15 protein-coding genes are annotated in these 16692 nt (G+C 61.0%); 10 read left to right on the forward strand and 5 right to left on the reverse strand.

Going from position 1 to position 16692, the window contains the following annotated elements; genetic code table 11:
• The first annotated feature begins 29 nt into the window (after nucleotides 1–29).
• The 5 genes from trpD (at nucleotide 30) to fusA (ending at nucleotide 6043) form a co-directional block, all read left to right on the forward strand.
• Nucleotides 30–1061, forward strand: coding sequence for an anthranilate phosphoribosyltransferase (gene trpD / locus GSQ77_RS02075; RefSeq protein ID WP_158898551.1), 1032 nt, complete (start codon nucleotides 30–32; stop codon nucleotides 1059–1061).
• A gap of 11 nt (nucleotides 1062–1072) precedes the next feature.
• Entirely contained in the window at nucleotides 1073–1873 is an 801-nt protein-coding gene (trpC, locus tag GSQ77_RS02080) for an indole-3-glycerol phosphate synthase TrpC (RefSeq protein ID WP_158898553.1), read from the forward strand.
• Between the two features lie 96 nt (nucleotides 1874–1969).
• Nucleotides 1970–2596 (forward strand): CYTH domain-containing protein, encoded by a 627-nt coding sequence (locus GSQ77_RS02085; RefSeq protein ID WP_158898555.1) that lies wholly within the window; start codon nucleotides 1970–1972, stop codon nucleotides 2594–2596.
• Between the two features lie 258 nt (nucleotides 2597–2854).
• Entirely contained in the window at nucleotides 2855–3565 is a 711-nt protein-coding gene (locus GSQ77_RS02090) for a uracil-DNA glycosylase (RefSeq protein ID WP_254067412.1), read from the forward strand.
• A gap of 369 nt (nucleotides 3566–3934) precedes the next feature.
• On the forward strand, nucleotides 3935–6043 hold the full coding sequence (fusA, locus tag GSQ77_RS02095) for an elongation factor G (protein WP_158898559.1): 2109 nt from the start codon (nucleotides 3935–3937) through the stop codon (nucleotides 6041–6043).
• 181 nt (nucleotides 6044–6224) lie between these two features.
• On the opposite strand, the gene GSQ77_RS02100 is transcribed toward fusA, so the two are convergent.
• The 4 genes from GSQ77_RS02100 to GSQ77_RS02115 all read right to left on the reverse strand — a co-directional run bounded on the left by GSQ77_RS02100 (nucleotide 6225) and on the right by GSQ77_RS02115 (nucleotide 10777).
• Complete coding sequence (locus tag GSQ77_RS02100) at nucleotides 6225–6824, reverse strand: FMN-dependent NADH-azoreductase (RefSeq protein ID WP_158898561.1); 600 nt, start codon at nucleotides 6822–6824, stop codon at nucleotides 6225–6227.
• Between the two features lie 168 nt (nucleotides 6825–6992).
• Nucleotides 6993–8789, reverse strand: coding sequence for a M61 family metallopeptidase (locus GSQ77_RS02105; protein WP_158898563.1), 1797 nt, complete (start codon nucleotides 8787–8789; stop codon nucleotides 6993–6995).
• A 29-nt stretch (nucleotides 8790–8818) separates the two neighbouring features.
• A complete protein-coding gene (locus GSQ77_RS02110) occupies nucleotides 8819–9541 on the reverse strand; it encodes a DsbC family protein (RefSeq protein ID WP_254067413.1) in 723 nt (240 codons plus the stop codon).
• Nucleotides 9542–9610: 69 nt separating this feature from the next.
• Nucleotides 9611–10777: a UbiH/UbiF family hydroxylase gene (locus GSQ77_RS02115; RefSeq protein ID WP_158898567.1), complete on the reverse strand. Its 1167-nt coding sequence runs from the start codon at nucleotides 10775–10777 to the stop codon at nucleotides 9611–9613.
• Between the two features lie 433 nt (nucleotides 10778–11210).
• Between GSQ77_RS02115 and GSQ77_RS02120 the strand changes: the two genes are divergently transcribed.
• From GSQ77_RS02120 to GSQ77_RS02140, 5 genes are all read left to right on the forward strand, one after another.
• On the forward strand, nucleotides 11211–11435 hold the full coding sequence (locus GSQ77_RS02120; protein ID WP_158898569.1) for a hypothetical protein: 225 nt from the start codon (nucleotides 11211–11213) through the stop codon (nucleotides 11433–11435).
• Nucleotides 11436–11446: 11 nt separating this feature from the next.
• The gene (gene dapA, locus GSQ77_RS02125; protein WP_158898571.1) at nucleotides 11447–12382 is read left to right on the forward strand and encodes a 4-hydroxy-tetrahydrodipicolinate synthase; all 936 of its coding nucleotides are present in this window, start codon (nucleotides 11447–11449) and stop codon (nucleotides 12380–12382) included.
• A gap of 318 nt (nucleotides 12383–12700) precedes the next feature.
• The gene (gene ychF, locus GSQ77_RS02130) at nucleotides 12701–13795 is read left to right on the forward strand and encodes a redox-regulated ATPase YchF (RefSeq protein WP_158898573.1); all 1095 of its coding nucleotides are present in this window, start codon (nucleotides 12701–12703) and stop codon (nucleotides 13793–13795) included.
• Between the two features lie 444 nt (nucleotides 13796–14239).
• Complete coding sequence (locus GSQ77_RS02135; RefSeq protein ID WP_158898575.1) at nucleotides 14240–14908, forward strand: amino acid ABC transporter permease; 669 nt, start codon at nucleotides 14240–14242, stop codon at nucleotides 14906–14908.
• A 16-nt stretch (nucleotides 14909–14924) separates the two neighbouring features.
• Complete coding sequence (locus GSQ77_RS02140) at nucleotides 14925–15701, forward strand: amino acid ABC transporter ATP-binding protein (RefSeq protein ID WP_158898576.1); 777 nt, start codon at nucleotides 14925–14927, stop codon at nucleotides 15699–15701.
• Between the two features lie 79 nt (nucleotides 15702–15780).
• Here the strand turns inward: GSQ77_RS02140 and GSQ77_RS02145 are convergent, their stop codons facing one another.
• Complete coding sequence (locus GSQ77_RS02145; RefSeq protein ID WP_158898578.1) at nucleotides 15781–16623, reverse strand: transporter substrate-binding domain-containing protein; 843 nt, start codon at nucleotides 16621–16623, stop codon at nucleotides 15781–15783.
• Nucleotides 16624–16692 lie beyond the last annotated feature (69 nt).

Genomic DNA, 16692 nt, shown 5'->3' on the forward strand with positions numbered 1-16692 from the left:
CACCCGCCTCCACTCGATCTGGATCGACCATGCCGATTACTCCGCAGGAAGCCCTGCAACGCACCATCGAACACCGTGAGATTTTTCACGACGAAATGCTGCACCTGATGCGTCTGATCATGCGCGGCGAAATCTCGCCCATCATGACCGCCGCGATCCTCACCGGGCTGCGCGTCAAAAAAGAAACCATCGGCGAAATTGCAGCGGCCGCCACGGTGATGCGCGAATTTGCCACGCATGTCGAGGTACCCGACCGCTCGCATTTCGTCGATATTGTCGGAACCGGCGGCGACGGCTCCAATACGTTCAACATTTCCACCGCCAGCACTTTCGTGTGTGCGGCGGCCGGCGCCAAGGTTGCCAAGCATGGCAATCGCAGCGTCTCGAGCAAATCGGGCAGCGCCGATGTACTCGAAGCGCTGGGCGTCAATATCATGCTCGATGCGCAGCAAGTCGCGCAGAGCATCGAGGCGACCGGCATCGGTTTCATGTTCGCGCCCAATCACCATCCGGCCATGAAAAACGTGGCGCCGGTGCGACGCGAACTCGGCGTGCGGACCATTTTCAATATCCTCGGTCCGCTGACGAATCCGGCGAACGCGCCCCATCAGTTGATGGGCGTCTTCCATCCCGATCTGGTCGGCATTCAGGCGCGCGTGATGCAGCGGCTGGGCGCCAAGCATGTGCTGGTAGTACACGGCATGGACGGCATGGACGAAGTGTCGATGGGCGCCACGACGCTGGTCGGTGAGCTGCGCGACGATCAGGTGAGCGAGTACGAGATTCATCCTGAGGATTATGGTCTGCAGATGCAGTCCAACCGCACCCTCAAGGTGGCCGACGCCGCAGAATCGGGCAAGATGCTGTTGGGCGCGCTCGACAACGAACCTGGCGTGGCGCGCGAAATTGTCGCATTGAATGCGGGAGCCGCGCTCTACGCTGCCGATCTGGTGCCTTCTATCGGCGTCGGGATAGAACGTTCGCGTGAAGCCATCGCGAGCGGGGCGGCACGCTCCAAGGTGGACGAGCTGGTGCGTTTTACTCAACAATTCAAACGGTAGTCACCTGCATCATGAGCGATATCCTCAAACGCATCATTAGCGTCAAGCACGAAGAAGTCGCGGCAGCTCAGCGCATAGCCCCGCTGCCCGCGCTGCTGGAAACTGCGCGAGCACGCTGCCTTGACCAACGCGATCAACGCGATTTTGTCGGCGCACTGCGCGCCAAAGTCGCCGAGGGCAAAGCCGCCGTGATCGCCGAAGTGAAAAAGGCGAGTCCGTCCAAAGGCGTAATACGCGAGCATTTCGTCCCGGCCGAGATTGCCGCAAGCTACGCTGAACACGGCGCAGCCTGTTTGTCGGTGCTCACTGATACGCCATTTTTCCAAGGCAGCGCCGACTATCTTCGGCAAGCTCGCGCCGCCTGCACGTTGCCGGTGCTGCGCAAGGATTTCATGGTCGATGGTTATCAGATCGTGGAAGCCGCAGCGATGGGCGCCGATTGCATCTTGCTGATCGCGGCAGCGCTCTCTCTGTCGACCATGCAGGAGTTCGAAACGCTGGCCCATTCGCTTGGTCTGGCCGTATTGGTGGAAGTCCACGACGGCGCCGAACTCGACGCGGCACTGACTTTGAAAACGCCATTGATTGGCATCAATAACCGCAATCTGCGTACCTTCGAAGTCAGCCTGGAAAACACCTTCGAGCTGCTCGATCGCATTCCGGACGATCGCATGGTCGTCACGGAGTCCGGCATACTGACCCGCGAGGACGTGGAGCGCGTGCGCGCGCGTGACGTGCATGCGTTCCTGGTCGGCGAGGCATTCATGCGCGCTGAAAACCCGGGTAAAGCACTGGCGCAGATGTTTCACTGAACGGCCGTCGTTCGCGACTGGGGAGGTGCGCATTGGTCTCCTTTTCAGCCACAGCTTTCGACTAGCGCTTTCGGCCACATTTTTATCGGAACTGTCATGGCGATCGAACAGGAAATGAAACTCGCGCTGCCGGAGGCTGACGTCGACGCGTCGATCGCCTTCCTGACGCAACGCGCCGGCGCGCAGCCCACCTCGATTCCACTGGAAAACATCTATTTCGATACGCCAGACTGCGCGCTCGCCAAGGTCAAAAGCGCGGTGCGCCTGCGCCGCACACCGCACGGGTGGCTGCAAACGTTCAAAGCGGGCGGCGGCTCGCGTGAGGGTCTACATAGCCGTAACGAGTGGGAAATGCCCGTTGCCGGTGCCCAACTCGAACCGACGCCGCTGCTAACTGCCTGCGCAACCCATCCGGCGGCGCTGATACTTAAGCTGGCCGTACCCACGTTGCAACCGCTGTTCAGAACGGATTTCACGCGCTTGTTGTGGAATGTGCTGCACGAGGGCGCGCAGATCGAAGCCGCGCTGGATCGGGGCGTGGTCGAAGTCGAGCGCGATGGGCAACGCCATACGGTGCCGATCTGCGAAATCGAACTCGAGCTCAAAGGCGGTCCAGAGCAAGCATTGCTGAGCTTGGCACACGCGCTGCGTCAGGTAATTCCGGGGCTGAAACCGGACGACACAAGCAAGGCACAACGCGGCTACGCGCTTTATCGCGCTTGATTCGCTCGCTGATGACGCTCTCGTTCGTGACGCTCTCGTCCATGACTTTCTCCTTCATCGAGCGCTCATTCACGAGCCGGCGAGCAACGCATCGCCAGCCCTCCCGGCTTTATTCCATTTTTTGCGAGCACCATGGCACCCACTCCTCCACGCCCGCGGTCCGGAACCCGTCAACGTTCGAGCGGCACAGCCACGCAAGCGGGGCTCTTCGATACCGCTCACGCGCCTGATGCTGCGCCGGATGCCGCACCGCCCACCATGAGCCCGGCCGCGCTGGCGCACCAGTTCACCGAACTGCCGCCGGACTGGCATGCCGTGCTGACGCCGTTTACGGCCAGCCCCATCTGCGCGAGCCTGTGCGATTTTGTCGACGGCGAACGCGCCGCCGGCAAGACCATCTACCCGGCGGAGGTATTTCGTAGCCTGCACCTGACCCGTGCGCAAGATGTCAAAGTCGTGATCCTGGGGCAAGACCCTTATCACGGCGACGACCACGGCCGGCCGCAGGCTCACGGCCTGGCCTTTTCGGTCCCCCCCGGCGTGCGGCCACCGCCATCGCTGAAAAATATATTCAAGGAACAGGCCGCCAGCCTGGACCTGCCGATTCCCTCGCATGGCTGCCTGGATGCCTGGGCTCGGCAAGGCGTGCTGCTGCTTAATACCGTGCTCACGGTCGAGGCCGGCCTGGCCGCCAGCCACGCAAAACGCGGCTGGGAGCCCTGCACCGACACCCTGCTGGCCGAGTTGGCGAACCGCTACGACGGCCTCGTCTTCATGTTGTGGGGCGCCCACGCGCAGGCCAAACGAGCGCTGCTGAATCCGCAGCGCCATACCATCCTCGAAGCGCCCCACCCCTCGCCGCTCTCGGCGCACCGTGGTTTCCTCGGGTGCGGCCACTTTGTCAAGGCCAACGCGGCGCTCGTCGCCACCGGCCGCACACCCATAGACTGGGGCCTGCCGGTTACCTGAGCCGGTTACCTGAGCCGGTTACCTGAGCCGGTTGCCGCAGGCGGTTACTTGAGCTGCTTACCCCAGCCGATTCCCGCGGCCGCCGACGCAACGTCTGCAGGTTTTATCTGTCTTATGCAGGCGGGCGACCCCGGCAAGTGCTATCGTTATTGTCGCTGCGCGGTCTTCGTCAAGTTTTCGGCCTTGCGCTTTGGCCTAAATCCCAGCCTAAATTCCTGGCCTGAATTCCCGGTCACGATTTTTCGACCACGAGCCGCGCGCACTGCGAGTCCGCCGTGACGGCCTTCGGTCGCCCGCCTGTATGCCCCGTGCGTGCTGGAGCGACCCTGTTGGGCCGGTACGGCTGACCTATTCGATAAAGGAGCTGTTATGAGTCGCAAAACACCGATCGAGCGCTATCGAAATATTGGCATTAGCGCCCACATTGACGCCGGCAAGACCACCACGACCGAGCGCATTCTCTTCTACACCGGCGTGAATCATAAAATCGGTGAAGTGCATGACGGTGCTGCGACGATGGACTGGATGGAGCAGGAGCAAGAGCGCGGCATCACGATCACGTCGGCGGCTACCACCGCCTTCTGGAAAGGCATGGCCGGCAATTATCCCGAGCACCACATCAATATCATCGACACCCCGGGCCACGTCGACTTCACCATCGAGGTGGAGCGCTCGATGCGCGTGCTCGATGGCGCCTGCATGGTGTACGACTCGGTGGGCGGTGTTCAGCCGCAATCGGAAACCGTCTGGCGCCAAGCCAACAAGTACAAAGTGCCGCGTATCGCTTTCGTCAACAAGATGGATCGGGTCGGCGCCGATTTCTTTCGCGTGCAAAGACAAATCGCCGAACGGCTGAAAGGCGTCGGCGTGCCCATCCAGATTCCGATCGGCGCTGAAGAGCATTTCCAGGGCGTGGTCGACCTGGTCAAGATGAAGGCAATTTTTTGGGACGACGCCAGCCAGGGCGTCAAGTTCGAATACCGTGAAGTGCCGCCCGAGCTGCTCGATCTGGCCCATGAATGGCGCGAAAAAATGGTCGAAGCCGCGGCCGAAGCCAGCGAGGAACTGCTCGACAAATACATCGGCGGCGAAGCGCTGACCGAAGACGAGATCAAGGCCGCGCTGCGCGTACGCACCATCGCCAACGAGATCGTGCCGATGCTGTGCGGCAGCGCGTTCAAGAACAAAGGCGTGCAGGCCATGCTCGACGCAGTGATCGACTACCTGCCGTCGCCGCTCGACGTGCCCGCCATCATGGGCCATACCGAAGACGACGAAACGGCCGAGCGCCATCCGAGCGACGACGAGCCGTTTTCGGCACTCGCCTTCAAGATCATGACCGATCCGTTCGTCGGCCAATTGATTTTCTTCCGCGTTTATTCGGGCGTGGCCAATTCGGGCGATACCGTCTACAACCCGGTCAAAGCCAAGAAAGAGCGGCTCGGCCGGATCCTGCAGATGCATGCCAACGAGCGTCACGAAATCAAGGTCGTGCATGCGGGCGACATTGCCGCGGCAGTCGGCTTGAAAGATGCGACCACGGGCGACACGCTATGCGACCCCGCTCACATCATCATCCTGGAACGCATGATCTTCCCTGAGCCGGTGATCTCGCAGGCGGTCGAACCCAAGACCAAGGTCGACCAGGAGAAAATGGGCATTGCGCTGAATCGGCTCGCCCAGGAAGATCCGTCGTTCCGGGTTCAAACCGATGAGGAATCGGGCCAGACCATCATTTCCGGGATGGGCGAGTTGCACCTGGAAATTCTGGTGGACCGCATGCGGCGTGAATTCGGTGTCGAAGCGACCGTGGGCAAGCCGCAGGTCGCGTACCGGGAAACCATCAAGACCTCGGTCAGCGATGTCGAAGGCAAGTTCGTCAAGCAGTCGGGCGGCCGCGGCCAATACGGCCACGCAGTGCTGAACCTCGACCCGCAACCGCAAGGCAAGGGATATGAGTTTGTCGATGCGATCAAGGGCGGGGTCGTGCCGCGTGAATATATCCCTGCGGTGGACAAGGGTATCCAGGAAACGCTGAAGTCAGGCGTGCTGGCGGGCTATCCGGTGGTGGACGTCAAGGTCACGCTGGTGTTCGGTTCATACCACGACGTTGACTCGAACGAAAACGCGTTCCGGATGGCCGGGTCGATGGCCTTCAAGGAAGGCATGCGACGCGCCAAGCCGGTGCTGCTTGAGCCGATGATGGCGGTCGAGGTGGAAACGCCGGAAGACTTCATGGGCAACGTGATTGGCGATCTTTCGTCGCGGCGCGGCATGGTGCAGGGCATGGAAGATATCGCGGGCGGCGGCGGCAAGGTAGTACGCGCCGAAGTGCCGTTGGCCGAGATGTTCGGCTACTCGACCTCGCTGCGTTCGCTCACGCAAGGTCGCGCGACCTATACGATGGAGTTCAAGCACTACGCCGAAACGCCGTCCAACGTTGCGGAAGCCATTACCAGCGCTAGAAAGCCGCGTTAAAAAAACATCATCCCCGTTTGCCCACGCTGTCGATCCAGACGGCGCGTGCAAGCGGGGATTTTTTTTGCCTTGCTGGTTTTGGAACTGAGCGATTGTGAGAGACGCGGCTATCGCCAAAAAGGACCTATCGTTAAGCCGCGCCTATCGTCAAACCGCAACAACCCCTAAACCATAACGATCATTAAACCGCCGCGATCGCCTGACGCGCCGATGCACGTGCATCGTTGGCGGCCGCTTCACCCATCGCCAAACCTTCAGCGTAGATGAACTCGACGTCGGTCATGCCCAGGAAACCCAGGAAGGTTTTCAGATACGGCGTTTGCGTATCGTTCGGGGTGCCCGAGTATTTGCCGCCGCGCGCCGCCACCACATACACTTTCTTGCCCTTTACCAGACCTTCGGGAACGCCTTCCGGGGTATAGCGGAACGTCACGCCAGCACGGGCGATCCAGTCGAAATACGCCTTGAGTTGCGAGGAGATGCCGAAGTTGTACATCGGCACACCCAGCACGATGATATCGGCTGCTTGCAATTCCGTGATCAACGCGTCGCTGCGGTCGACGACTTGCTGCTGTGCCGCGCTGCGCTTGTCGCCCGGCGTGAAGAATGCGCCTAGCGTGTCGTCGTTCAAATGCGTGGTGCCTTCGTTCAGCAGATCACGCACCGTGACTTGCGCGCCGCCGAATTTGGTCTTCAGCTTGGCAACGAGTTCGCTTGCCAGCAGCGTGGATTGAGCGCCTTGCGAACGAGCGGCCGAGTTGACTTGGAGTATCGTGGTCATGAGAGTTTCCTGAGTGAGTTATCGAACAGGTGGTTCGTTAAGTCAGGATTCTAGACCGCGCTCGAAACGGAACAAGCCCTTGCAGCGTGACGGATTGTCCTAAAAATGTAGCTAATCGATTTGGCCCGGCCTCCGATTGGAAACCGGGGCCGTCGGCGCTGCCTTCAGTTATTCGCCCAACCACGCTTCGCGCCATTTGCGCGCCGTGCCACGGGCCTGCGAAGCAGTGAGTCGATAGCGAGCGACATCCGGAGCATCCAACTTGACGGTGTAGCCACGCAATTCGTCGCGATGGAAGGCATGTACTTCAATGCGCTCGCCGCTACGATAACGCGTCAACAAACTGTCAAGATTACTGCCGGTTACGCGCAGTCCATCGAGCGCCACAAGGACATCACCTGCCGATAGCCCGGCTCGATGCGCCGCGCCGTTCTCATACACGCTCGCAAGCGTACACTCGGCGCCGCCGCGCACGCGTGCCCCGAGCGACGGTTTGCCCGCGCCGGCGTCGGGCGCCAGCGTAATACCGAACGGTTCCAGCAACGCCTGCATCGGAAGATCGCGCGTGCCGTGGACCGCGAGCGCAAACAGCTTGCGCAGATCCGCGCCCGTCGCTTCGGCGATCAGTGCCTCCACGTCCTGCTCTTCGATGCCCTGTGGATTGCCGCGGTAAAAGTCACGTCCATAGCGCGCCCACAATAGACGCATCACGTCGTCAAGCGAACGGCGGTTGCGTGTTTGCAAGCGTATCGACAGGTCGAACGCCAACGCCACCAGCGATCCTTTGGTGTAGTAGCTGACGATCGCATTGGGCGCATTCTCGTCCTGCCGGTAATACTTGACCCATGCGTCAAATGAACTCTGTGCCACGCTTTGCTTCAAGCGTCCACTGCCGCGCAGTACGCCGGCGATCGTCTTGCCCAGCAATTGCAAATAGTCGTCGCCCGTGATGGCCTTGCTGCGCACCAACATCAAGTCGTCGTAATACGACGTGAAGCCTTCGAACAGCCAGAGCAGCGAGCTATAGTTTTCCTGCGTCAAATCGTAGGGCGCGAAACGCGCCGGCTTGATGCGTTTGACGTTCCACGTGTGGAAATACTCGTGGCTGCATAGCCCGAGATACGTGCGATAGCCTTCGGTCAAAGCCGCCGTACCCGTCTGCCCTTGGCACGGCAAATCGGCGCGATTGCAGATCAACGCCGTCGACGCCCGGTGTTCGAGGCCCCCATAACCATCGGTCACGGCCATGGTCATGAACACATACCGATCGACCGGCGCGGCATGAGTCTTGGGTTCGAACAGCGCAATCTGCGTTTCGCAGATCTGCTTGAGATCGGTGGTCAGGCGTTCGAGATCGAGCCCCGGCACGCGGCCGCTAATCACGACATCGTGCGGCACCCCATGAGCCTTGAACTGGCCCAGCGCGAAACGGCCCAATGTCACTGGATGGTCAATCAGCTCGTCGTAGTCGGCGGCGTGGTATTGCCCGAACGCGTAGCGGCGGGTACCCCGCGCTTCGCTCAGCGCGGTTGCCACGCGCCAGTCGGCATAGGCCTCGCCTTCGGGCTTGCGCAACTCGACACGACACGGCGCCGCTTCATGGCCAAGCGCCGCGAGGAACACGCTGGTGCCGTTGAAAAAGCCGACGGTATCGTCCAGGTGCGCCGCGCGCACCGACAGATCCCACGCATACACCTCGTAGGTGAGCGTCAACGCGCCGCGAACCGGAGCCGCCTGCCAACTGTGCTTGTCGGTTTTTTCGATTGCCACCCGTCGGCCATCCGCCGAGGCGGCCGTCAGCGTCACGATGTTGCGGGCGAATTCGCGCACCATATAGCTGCCCGGAATCCAGACTGGCAGCATGAAACGCTGCCCCTGCGGGTCGGGATCGCTCAGCGTGAGCGTGACTTCGAATAGATGAGCGCTTGGATCTTTGGGAACAATCGAGTAAAGGACGGGCTTCATCGGCAGCGAGATAGATTGAAAGAAAAAAATCAGTGAATCGTGGCGAGTTGCTTTTCGAGCTCGTCGGCCGACACCGCGCCCGGCAGCCGGCGACCGTCAGCCAGAATGATGGTGGGCGTGCCGTCCACCTTCAGGCGCTGGCCCAGCGCCAGGTTCTTGTCGAGAGCCGCGGTATCGCATTGCCCCGAGCCGGTCGGGGTTTTATGGTTCACCATCCAGTTTTCCCAAGCCGCGGCTCGGTCGGACGCACACCAGATGATTTTCGATTTCACGCTGGAATCCGGTGTCAGCACGGGATACAGAAAGGTGTAGACGGTAATGTTGTTGACGTCCTTCAAGCTCTCTTCCAACCGTTTGCAAAACGGGCAATTCGGGTCGGAAAATACGGCGATCTTTCGACTGCCGTTGCCTTTGACTACCTTGATTGCATCCGCGAGCGGCAAGGTATCGAAGCCCACCTTGTTTTGCTCGGCCAGCTTCGCCTGCGTCAAATTGGTGTGAGTCTGGGTGTCGAGCAAATCGCCGATCAACACGTAGTTGCCTGCCGCATCGCTATAGATAATCTGATTGCCGAGATTGACCTCGTACAGCCCGGCCACGGGCGTTTTGCTCACGCTCTGGATGGGTGCGTCGGCACCTAGCCGATCTTGCAGCGTCGCCTTGATCTTGTCGGTCACCCCGTCCGCACTGGCCGTGCCGGCCAATACCAATGCGACGCCAATCGCGCCAACCAGCCGGGCGCCCAAGCGCATCTTTGCGTTCATATCTATCCTCGTTTAAACCATTAGACCTGTACGGATGCGCCGCCAAGCCCTAAAAAATCAGCCCAGCGCGCTTGAGACCAGCCAACGTTTGATCAGCGGTTGGGACGCCACCAGCGACATTCCCAGATTGCGCGCACCACGCACCATAGCCCCCGGTGCCGCAAAGAGCCGGTGCAAGCCATCGGTCGCGATCACCAGTTTTTGAATATCGGCGCGGCGCGAACGTTCGTAACGGCGCAGCAAGATCAGATCGCCCGGATCGCGAAAAGGTTCGCGCTGCCCGACGACATCGACCAGCGAGGCCACATCGCGCATACCGAGATTCATGCCTTGGCCCGCCAGCGGATGTATCGTGTGGGCGGCGTCGCCCACCAGCGCAATGCGCGGTGCGATCAAGCGATCCACCTCCTGCAGCACCAACGCAAAGCCGCGGGCCGGCGTCACACATTCAAGCGCGCCCAATTTGCTGCCGACGGCTTGCTCGACCTGCGCGGCCAGTTGCGCCGGTTCGAGCGCGAGCAAGGCCTGCGCATGCGCCGACTCAGCCGACCACACCAAGGACACGTGCTGATCGGGCAATGGCAGCAGAGCAATGATTTCGCCGTGGCTGAACCATTGATAAGCGGTTTCACCGTGCGGCAAGGCCGCGCGAAAATTGGCGACGATGCCGGTTTGCCGGTAGTCGCGCTGTTTGACTTGTGCTTCGGTCTGCGAACGTACCCACGAATGAGCGCCGTCCGCGCCTACCACCAACCGCGCTTGCAGGCTTGCACCGCTGTCCAGTGTCAGCGTCGCCGCTTTTGCGTCCACCGTCAGCGCCTGTGCACGCTGCGCGATCCAGGTCACGTTCGGTTGAAAGCCCAGCGCGGCATCGAGAGCGCGCTCGACCAAGCCGGATTCGACAATCCACGCCAACTGCGGCACTGCAGCCTGGAACGCGGAAAAATGAAGTTGTGCCAATGCGTCGCCAAACACCCGCATATCGAAAACCGGAGTCAGGCGTGCTCGATCGAGCGCTGGCCAAACCCGCAACTGTTCGAGCAGCGCTTGCGAACTCGACGAAAACGCATACACGCGCGAGTCGTAGCCGTCGGGCGTCGGCGCGGCCGGCGCCGGGCTTGCCAGCAAGGCCACGCGTAGACCGGACTGCGCCAGGGCCAGCGCGGATGTCTTGCCGAGCAAACCGCCGCCGACGACCGCGATGTCATATGTTTGTAGTGTCATCGTTGCATTATAGCCGGGCGCCTGTCGGTCGTTTGGCAAACGCCGGGGCCGGTGAGCTGGATTTTATGCCCCAGGGTGTCGCGAAGATTTGCGGGGTTTCGCGGGTTGGCTCGCGGGTTGGCTCGTATACAAACGTTTACAGCCAGACGGGGGTTTTTTTACCGGCTTTTTACGCGCTGCTGCCTACACTGGTGTCGTGTTCCACAACCAGTGAGTCTAAGTCATGGGCCATGCCACTGCCCTGCAGTCCTTTAACCGTAACGATGTAACAGCTCGAACAGCTCGATCTGCAATAGTACGAACCCACTTCCCCGCGGCACGCTACGCTCATATCAAAGCGCGCCACTCGTCTGATTCGATGCGTGCAATGTTGGGCGCGCATCCGACGCGCAGCGCACCGGACCGCCGCACACGCGTAACCGAAGAACGCGTCATGTTGCAAATCACCCTCGACGAATCCCTGTTAGCCACCTTCCGACGCAACATGTTCGGCGCCCGCGAAGGCCTGATCCAACTCCTGCGCGTACAACCCGACCCGCGTCACACCACTCGCGTCAGAGTATGGCTGGGCTTGACCCGCCCCGCACTGCACAGCGTCATCGCGCTGGTCCTCAGGACCTTGCCCGAAGCCGAAATCGGCCGAATTGCCCCCGCCTAAGAGAATTCACGATGAAATCCGCTACCCGCTTCAGCGGCGTCTGGGTGCCGCTCATCACCCCGTTCCAGTTTAATGCCCAGGACCCCGCCGAAGCCGGCGCAGTCGATCTCGCCACCGCTCAGCGTCTCGCGCGCTTCTATGCCGACGCAGGTGTGGCCGGACTTGTCGTATGCGGCACCACCGGGGAAGCCGCGACGCTTTCGCCCACCGAACAGCATGCGTTGCTCAGCGCGGTGCTTGAAGCCGTGCAAGGGCGCTGCCCCGTCATGATGGGCGTGGCCGGCAACCATACCGATGCGCTGGCGCAGCGCGTACGCTTGCTCGACGGCTTCGACCTGGCGGGTCTGCTGATATCGCCGCCGGCTTATGTCAAACCGTCGCAGGCCGGCATCATCGCGCATTATCTGAAGTTGGCCTCGGCCACGCGTCATCCTGTCGTGCTGTACAACATCCCGTCGCGCACCGGCGTCAATATGACGCCCGTCACGGTGGCGAAGCTGGTGGCTACGGGGCGCTTCCCGGCCATCAAGGAATCGGCGGGCGACGTGCCGCAAATGCTGAACCTGCTTGAGATTCCACAACTGGACGTGCTTTGCGGCGACGATATCTTGTTGCTGGCGAGCTTGTTGATGGGTGCCAGCGGAACAATTTGCGCGTCCGCTCACATTCGGCCCGATCTGTTCGTATCGCTTTATCAGCAGGTTCGACAAGGGCGTGGCGCTGCGGCGACGGCGTTGTTCCAGCAACTCAAGCCGCTGATTGAAACGCTGTTTTCAGAGCCGAATCCGGCTCCCCTGAAGGCCGCGCTTGCACAACAAGGCTGGTTGCGCGAAACGCTGCGGCTGCCCATGACGCCGGTGAGCGAAGCCTGCAATCAGAACCTCGCGCTGCAGCTTGAACGTGTCATGAAGCTTGAAAAAGTGGGCGTCAGCGCTTTGGCCGCCTGATCGGGCAGAACGCGGCAGCGGTGCCCTGCGTGCGCTTTTGCGCTTAGCCCCGCGCGCGCGGCGTCTGCCAGGGTATATTGGCCTGCGCATCGACTCGCGTATCTGCTTATGCATCGACGTTCGCATTGATGTGTGCATCTACGTGTTTGCGCTGCACCGCAGCCGCAACGGTACAATAGCGGTTTCCCCGGTGGTGAACGGCGACTGCGCCCGACCCCGGCGCAGCGTCGAGGCGCGCGCCCAGGCTGGCGCCAAGCCACTCCGAACCCTTCGTTCGAGCCCACCCGGTCCGCCTGAACCCGATTCGCGAAGGATCCCATGAGCCTCAAATGCGGCATTGTCGGCTTGCCCAACGTCGGCAAGTCCACCCTGTTTAATGCACTGACCAAAGCCGGCATCGCCGCTGAAAATTACCCGTTCTGCACGATAGAGCCGAACGTCGGTATCGTCGAAGTGCCGGATCCGCGCCTGCAGGCGCTGGCCGAGATCGTCAAGCCGGAGCGCATCGTGCCGGCCATCGTCGAATTTGTCGATATCGCCGGCCTGGTCGCGGGCGCGTCCAAGGGCGAAGGGCTGGGCAACAAATTCCTCGCCAACATCCGCGAAACCGACGCAATTACGCATGTGGTGCGCTGCTTCGAAGATCCGAACGTGATCCATGTGGCCGGCAAGATCGATCCGCTGTCCGACATCGAAGTGATCAATACCGAGTTGGCACTGGCCGACTTGGCCACGGTCGAGAAAGCATTGTCGCGCTATACCAAGGCGGCCAAGTCGGGCAACGATAAGGAAGCGATCAAGCTCGCCGCCGTGCTCGAACGCGTGCGTGCGCAGCTCGATCAAGCCAAACCGGTACGTGCGCTCGATTTGTCCGATGATGAACTCGTGCTGCTCAAGCCGTTCTGCCTGATCACCGCCAAACCGACCATGTACGTCGCGAACGTGAAAGACGACGGCTTCCACAACAACCCGCTGCTCGACGTCGTAACAAAATACGCCGAATCCGAGAAGGCGCCGGTTGTGGCTGTGTGCGCCGCGATCGAAGCGGAAATTGCCGACTTGCCTGAAGAAGATATGGGCGTGTTTCTGGCCGACATGGGCATGGAAGAACCAGGCTTGGCCCGCGTGATCCGCGCCGGGTTCCGCTTGCTCGGTTTGCAGACCTATTTCACCGCAGGCGTGAAGGAAGTGCGTGCCTGGACCATCCATGTAGGCGACACGGCGCCCCAGGCTGCCGGCGTCATCCATACCGACTTTGAACGCGGCTTTATCCGCGCGCAGACGATAGCCTTCAATGACTTCATCGCCTTCAAGGGTGAACAAGGCGCGAAGGAAGCGGGCAAGATGCGCGCTGAAGGGAAGGAATATGTCGTGCATGATGGCGACGTGCTGAATTTCTTGTTCAACGTCTAGTGTGTTGATTTAGCCTACCTAGCCCAAAATACAATTCCTCGATATATCAGGAATTTTGCAAGTGTCTAAGCCCGCGTTCAGCGGGCTTTTTTTTATCCGCGTAACCCGGTAGTCTTAACACCGCTCTGCGGCCGGCGCGGGAGGCTAAGGAACAGTTTGTTGGCTTTCAAGTCGGTCATCCCCAATAGACAAGCTGGCCGCAATCGGGCCAGAATCACGACGCTTACATCACCGACGGCCGCGACACAGTCGACGTCCGACGCGTCGGCGAGGACTGAAGCAGTGGCGACGACCGCAGCTCAATCGACGACGCAAAAGTCGTATACACCCGACGCCCCGTCGCCTATCTCCGCCCAGGCTCAGCCTCACGGCAGGCGACAGCTACCTAAGTAACCGCGGTCGCCGGGCTACAGCCAAGGTGACCGATTAAACGCGAGAGGCATTGTGTATCACTGGGATTTTGGCGCAGTCTGGGCTTACCGCTCCTTGTTGTTTCAGGGCCTGTTATACACGCTGCTTTACACGGTGGTTTGCGTCGGCCTGGGCCTGCTGATCGGCCTGGTCACCGGTCTAGGCCGGCTGGCGAAAAGCGTGCTGATCCGCGCGCCACTGCGTGCCTATGTAGAACTGTTTCGCTGCACGCCGGTACTCGTGCAATTGATCTGGTTTTACTACGCGTTGCCGATACTCACCGGCATCGACATGTCGGCGGCCACCGCCGCAGTGCTGGCGCTATCGCTCTACGGCGGCGCATTCTATTCGGAGATCGTGCGTGCCGGCGTGATCTCGATCGACGCGGGCCAGACCGAGGCCGGCATGGCGATCGGCATGACCCGCGCCCAGGTGATGCGCCGCGTGATCCTGCCGCAGGCGTTCAAACGCATGGTGCCGCCGCTGATGAGCCAGTCCATCATGCAGCTAAAAAATACCTCTTTGCTGTCGGTGCTTGCGGTTCCCGATTTGCTCTATCAGGGGCAATCCGCCGCGCACGATTCCTATCGCCCGCTCGAAATCTACACGATCGTGGCCATTTGCTATTTCGTCGTCCTGCTGCCCGCGACGATTATCTCCAAGCGGCTGGAAACCCGGCTCGCCAAGCAAGACAACGCGTGACCGGGACGAGACAAACATGGCAGAACCAATGATCACCCTCACGCGTCTGCGCAAGCAATTCAATGCGCAGGTCGTGCTCAAGGACATTTCGCTGACGGTCGAAAAAGGCAAGGTGGTCGCCATCATCGGCCCGTCGGGTTCCGGCAAATCGACACTGCTCAGGTGCATCAATCTGCTCACGATTCCCGATGGGGGGCATTTGCAGGTCGGCTCTCACAGTTTCGATTTCGACGCGCACAAGCGTGCGTTGCCGCCGGATCGTCAGCTTGCGAAGTTTCGCGCCAACACCGGCATGGTGTTCCAGCATTTCAACTTGTTCCCGCATATGACGGTTTTGCAAAACGTCATGGAGGGCATGCTGACGGTGCTGAAAAGACCGCACGCCGAAGCGGCCGAACAGGCTCGCGAGTTGCTGACTCGAGTTGGTCTGGCCGATCGCGCACAGGCTTATCCGAACAATTTATCGGGTGGACAGAAGCAGCGCGTGGCGATCGCCCGGGCGCTTGCGCTGCAACCCGAGGTGATGTTGTTCGACGAAGCCACCTCGGCGCTCGACCCCGAGCTGGTTGGCGAAGTATTGAGCGTGATCAGGACGCTGGCGCAAGCCGGTATGACGATGGTGCTGGTCACGCATGAAATCGCGTTTGCCCGCGAGGTGGCCGACGAGGTGGTGTTCATGCGCGATGGTGTGGTCGTCGAAAGTGGCCCCGCGGCGCAACTGATCGACCGGCCGGCGCAGGCGGCTACGCAAGCGTTTTTGGCGCGCTTTAATGCGGGTGCCGCAGCGTCTTGAGAGCAAGTGTTTGCATGCGCCGCTGAGCTGAGCCGCGCTCAGCACCAGCACCAGCACCAGCACCAGCACCGCAGCTAGCTTAAAACGACGCGTCTTTCGGAAAATCCGTCGCCTTGATACCGACGAGCTTTTCCATATTGGCGAGTATCGTGGCGCGGGTCTTGCCGGTGCGGTGCATCTCCGCGAGCCACTGGTTGATGAAGTTCATCAGCGCCGGATCGCTTTCTTGCTGGATCCCCGCGCACACATCGGTGCCCTCGACCGGCGTGGGTATCACCATATGCCCCAGGCCCGGCGCCTTCGCGAGCACCGTGGCGGCCAGCACCACGACCAGCACCTGGGCATCGGCACGGCCGGTCTGCAACGCGAGCGTGGCGTCGCCCGAGGTGTCATAACGTCGCACAGTCGCATTGGGCAGCGTGCGCGTGGCGAACTGATCCTGGTTCGAACCCACATCGACGGCGATGCGCGCGTCCGGCTTGTTGATCTCGGCCCAGGTGGTCGGGTTGTAGCCCTTGCGCGCGACAATGGTAAAAGTGTTGTGGAACACCGGGTCGGTGAACCCTATCATCTTGCGGCGCTGTTCGGTCGGCCCCAGGCCGAACATGCAATCGATCTTGTTGGACTGCAAGTCGAGCACCGCATTGCCCCAGGTCGTCTCCACATACTGCAGCTTGACGCCGAGCGCGCTGGCCAGGTCGCGCGCAAAATCGGCGCCGAAGCCCAGCCACTGTCCGGTCGCGATATCTTTGGCAAAGTAGGGCGCAGCGCCCGCCACCATGCCGCTACGCAAAGTCCCCGTGCGTTTGATGCGCGCCATCGCCGCTTCGCCTCCCGTTTGCGCATGCAACGCGCTTAAAGGCAACATGGCACCGATTCCGGTGGCGCCCAAGGCGCTGACGAATTGACGACGTGTAGGCATGCTTTTTCCCAGTCCTGATTAAGAAGGTAACCCCGAGGTGACGCTCGCTCGCGCTCGGGCTCAATGGTG

This window comes from Burkholderia sp. L27(2015), from assembly GCF_009765705.1.
In the GTDB taxonomy this organism is placed as follows: Bacteria; Pseudomonadota; Gammaproteobacteria; order Burkholderiales; family Burkholderiaceae; genus LMUX01.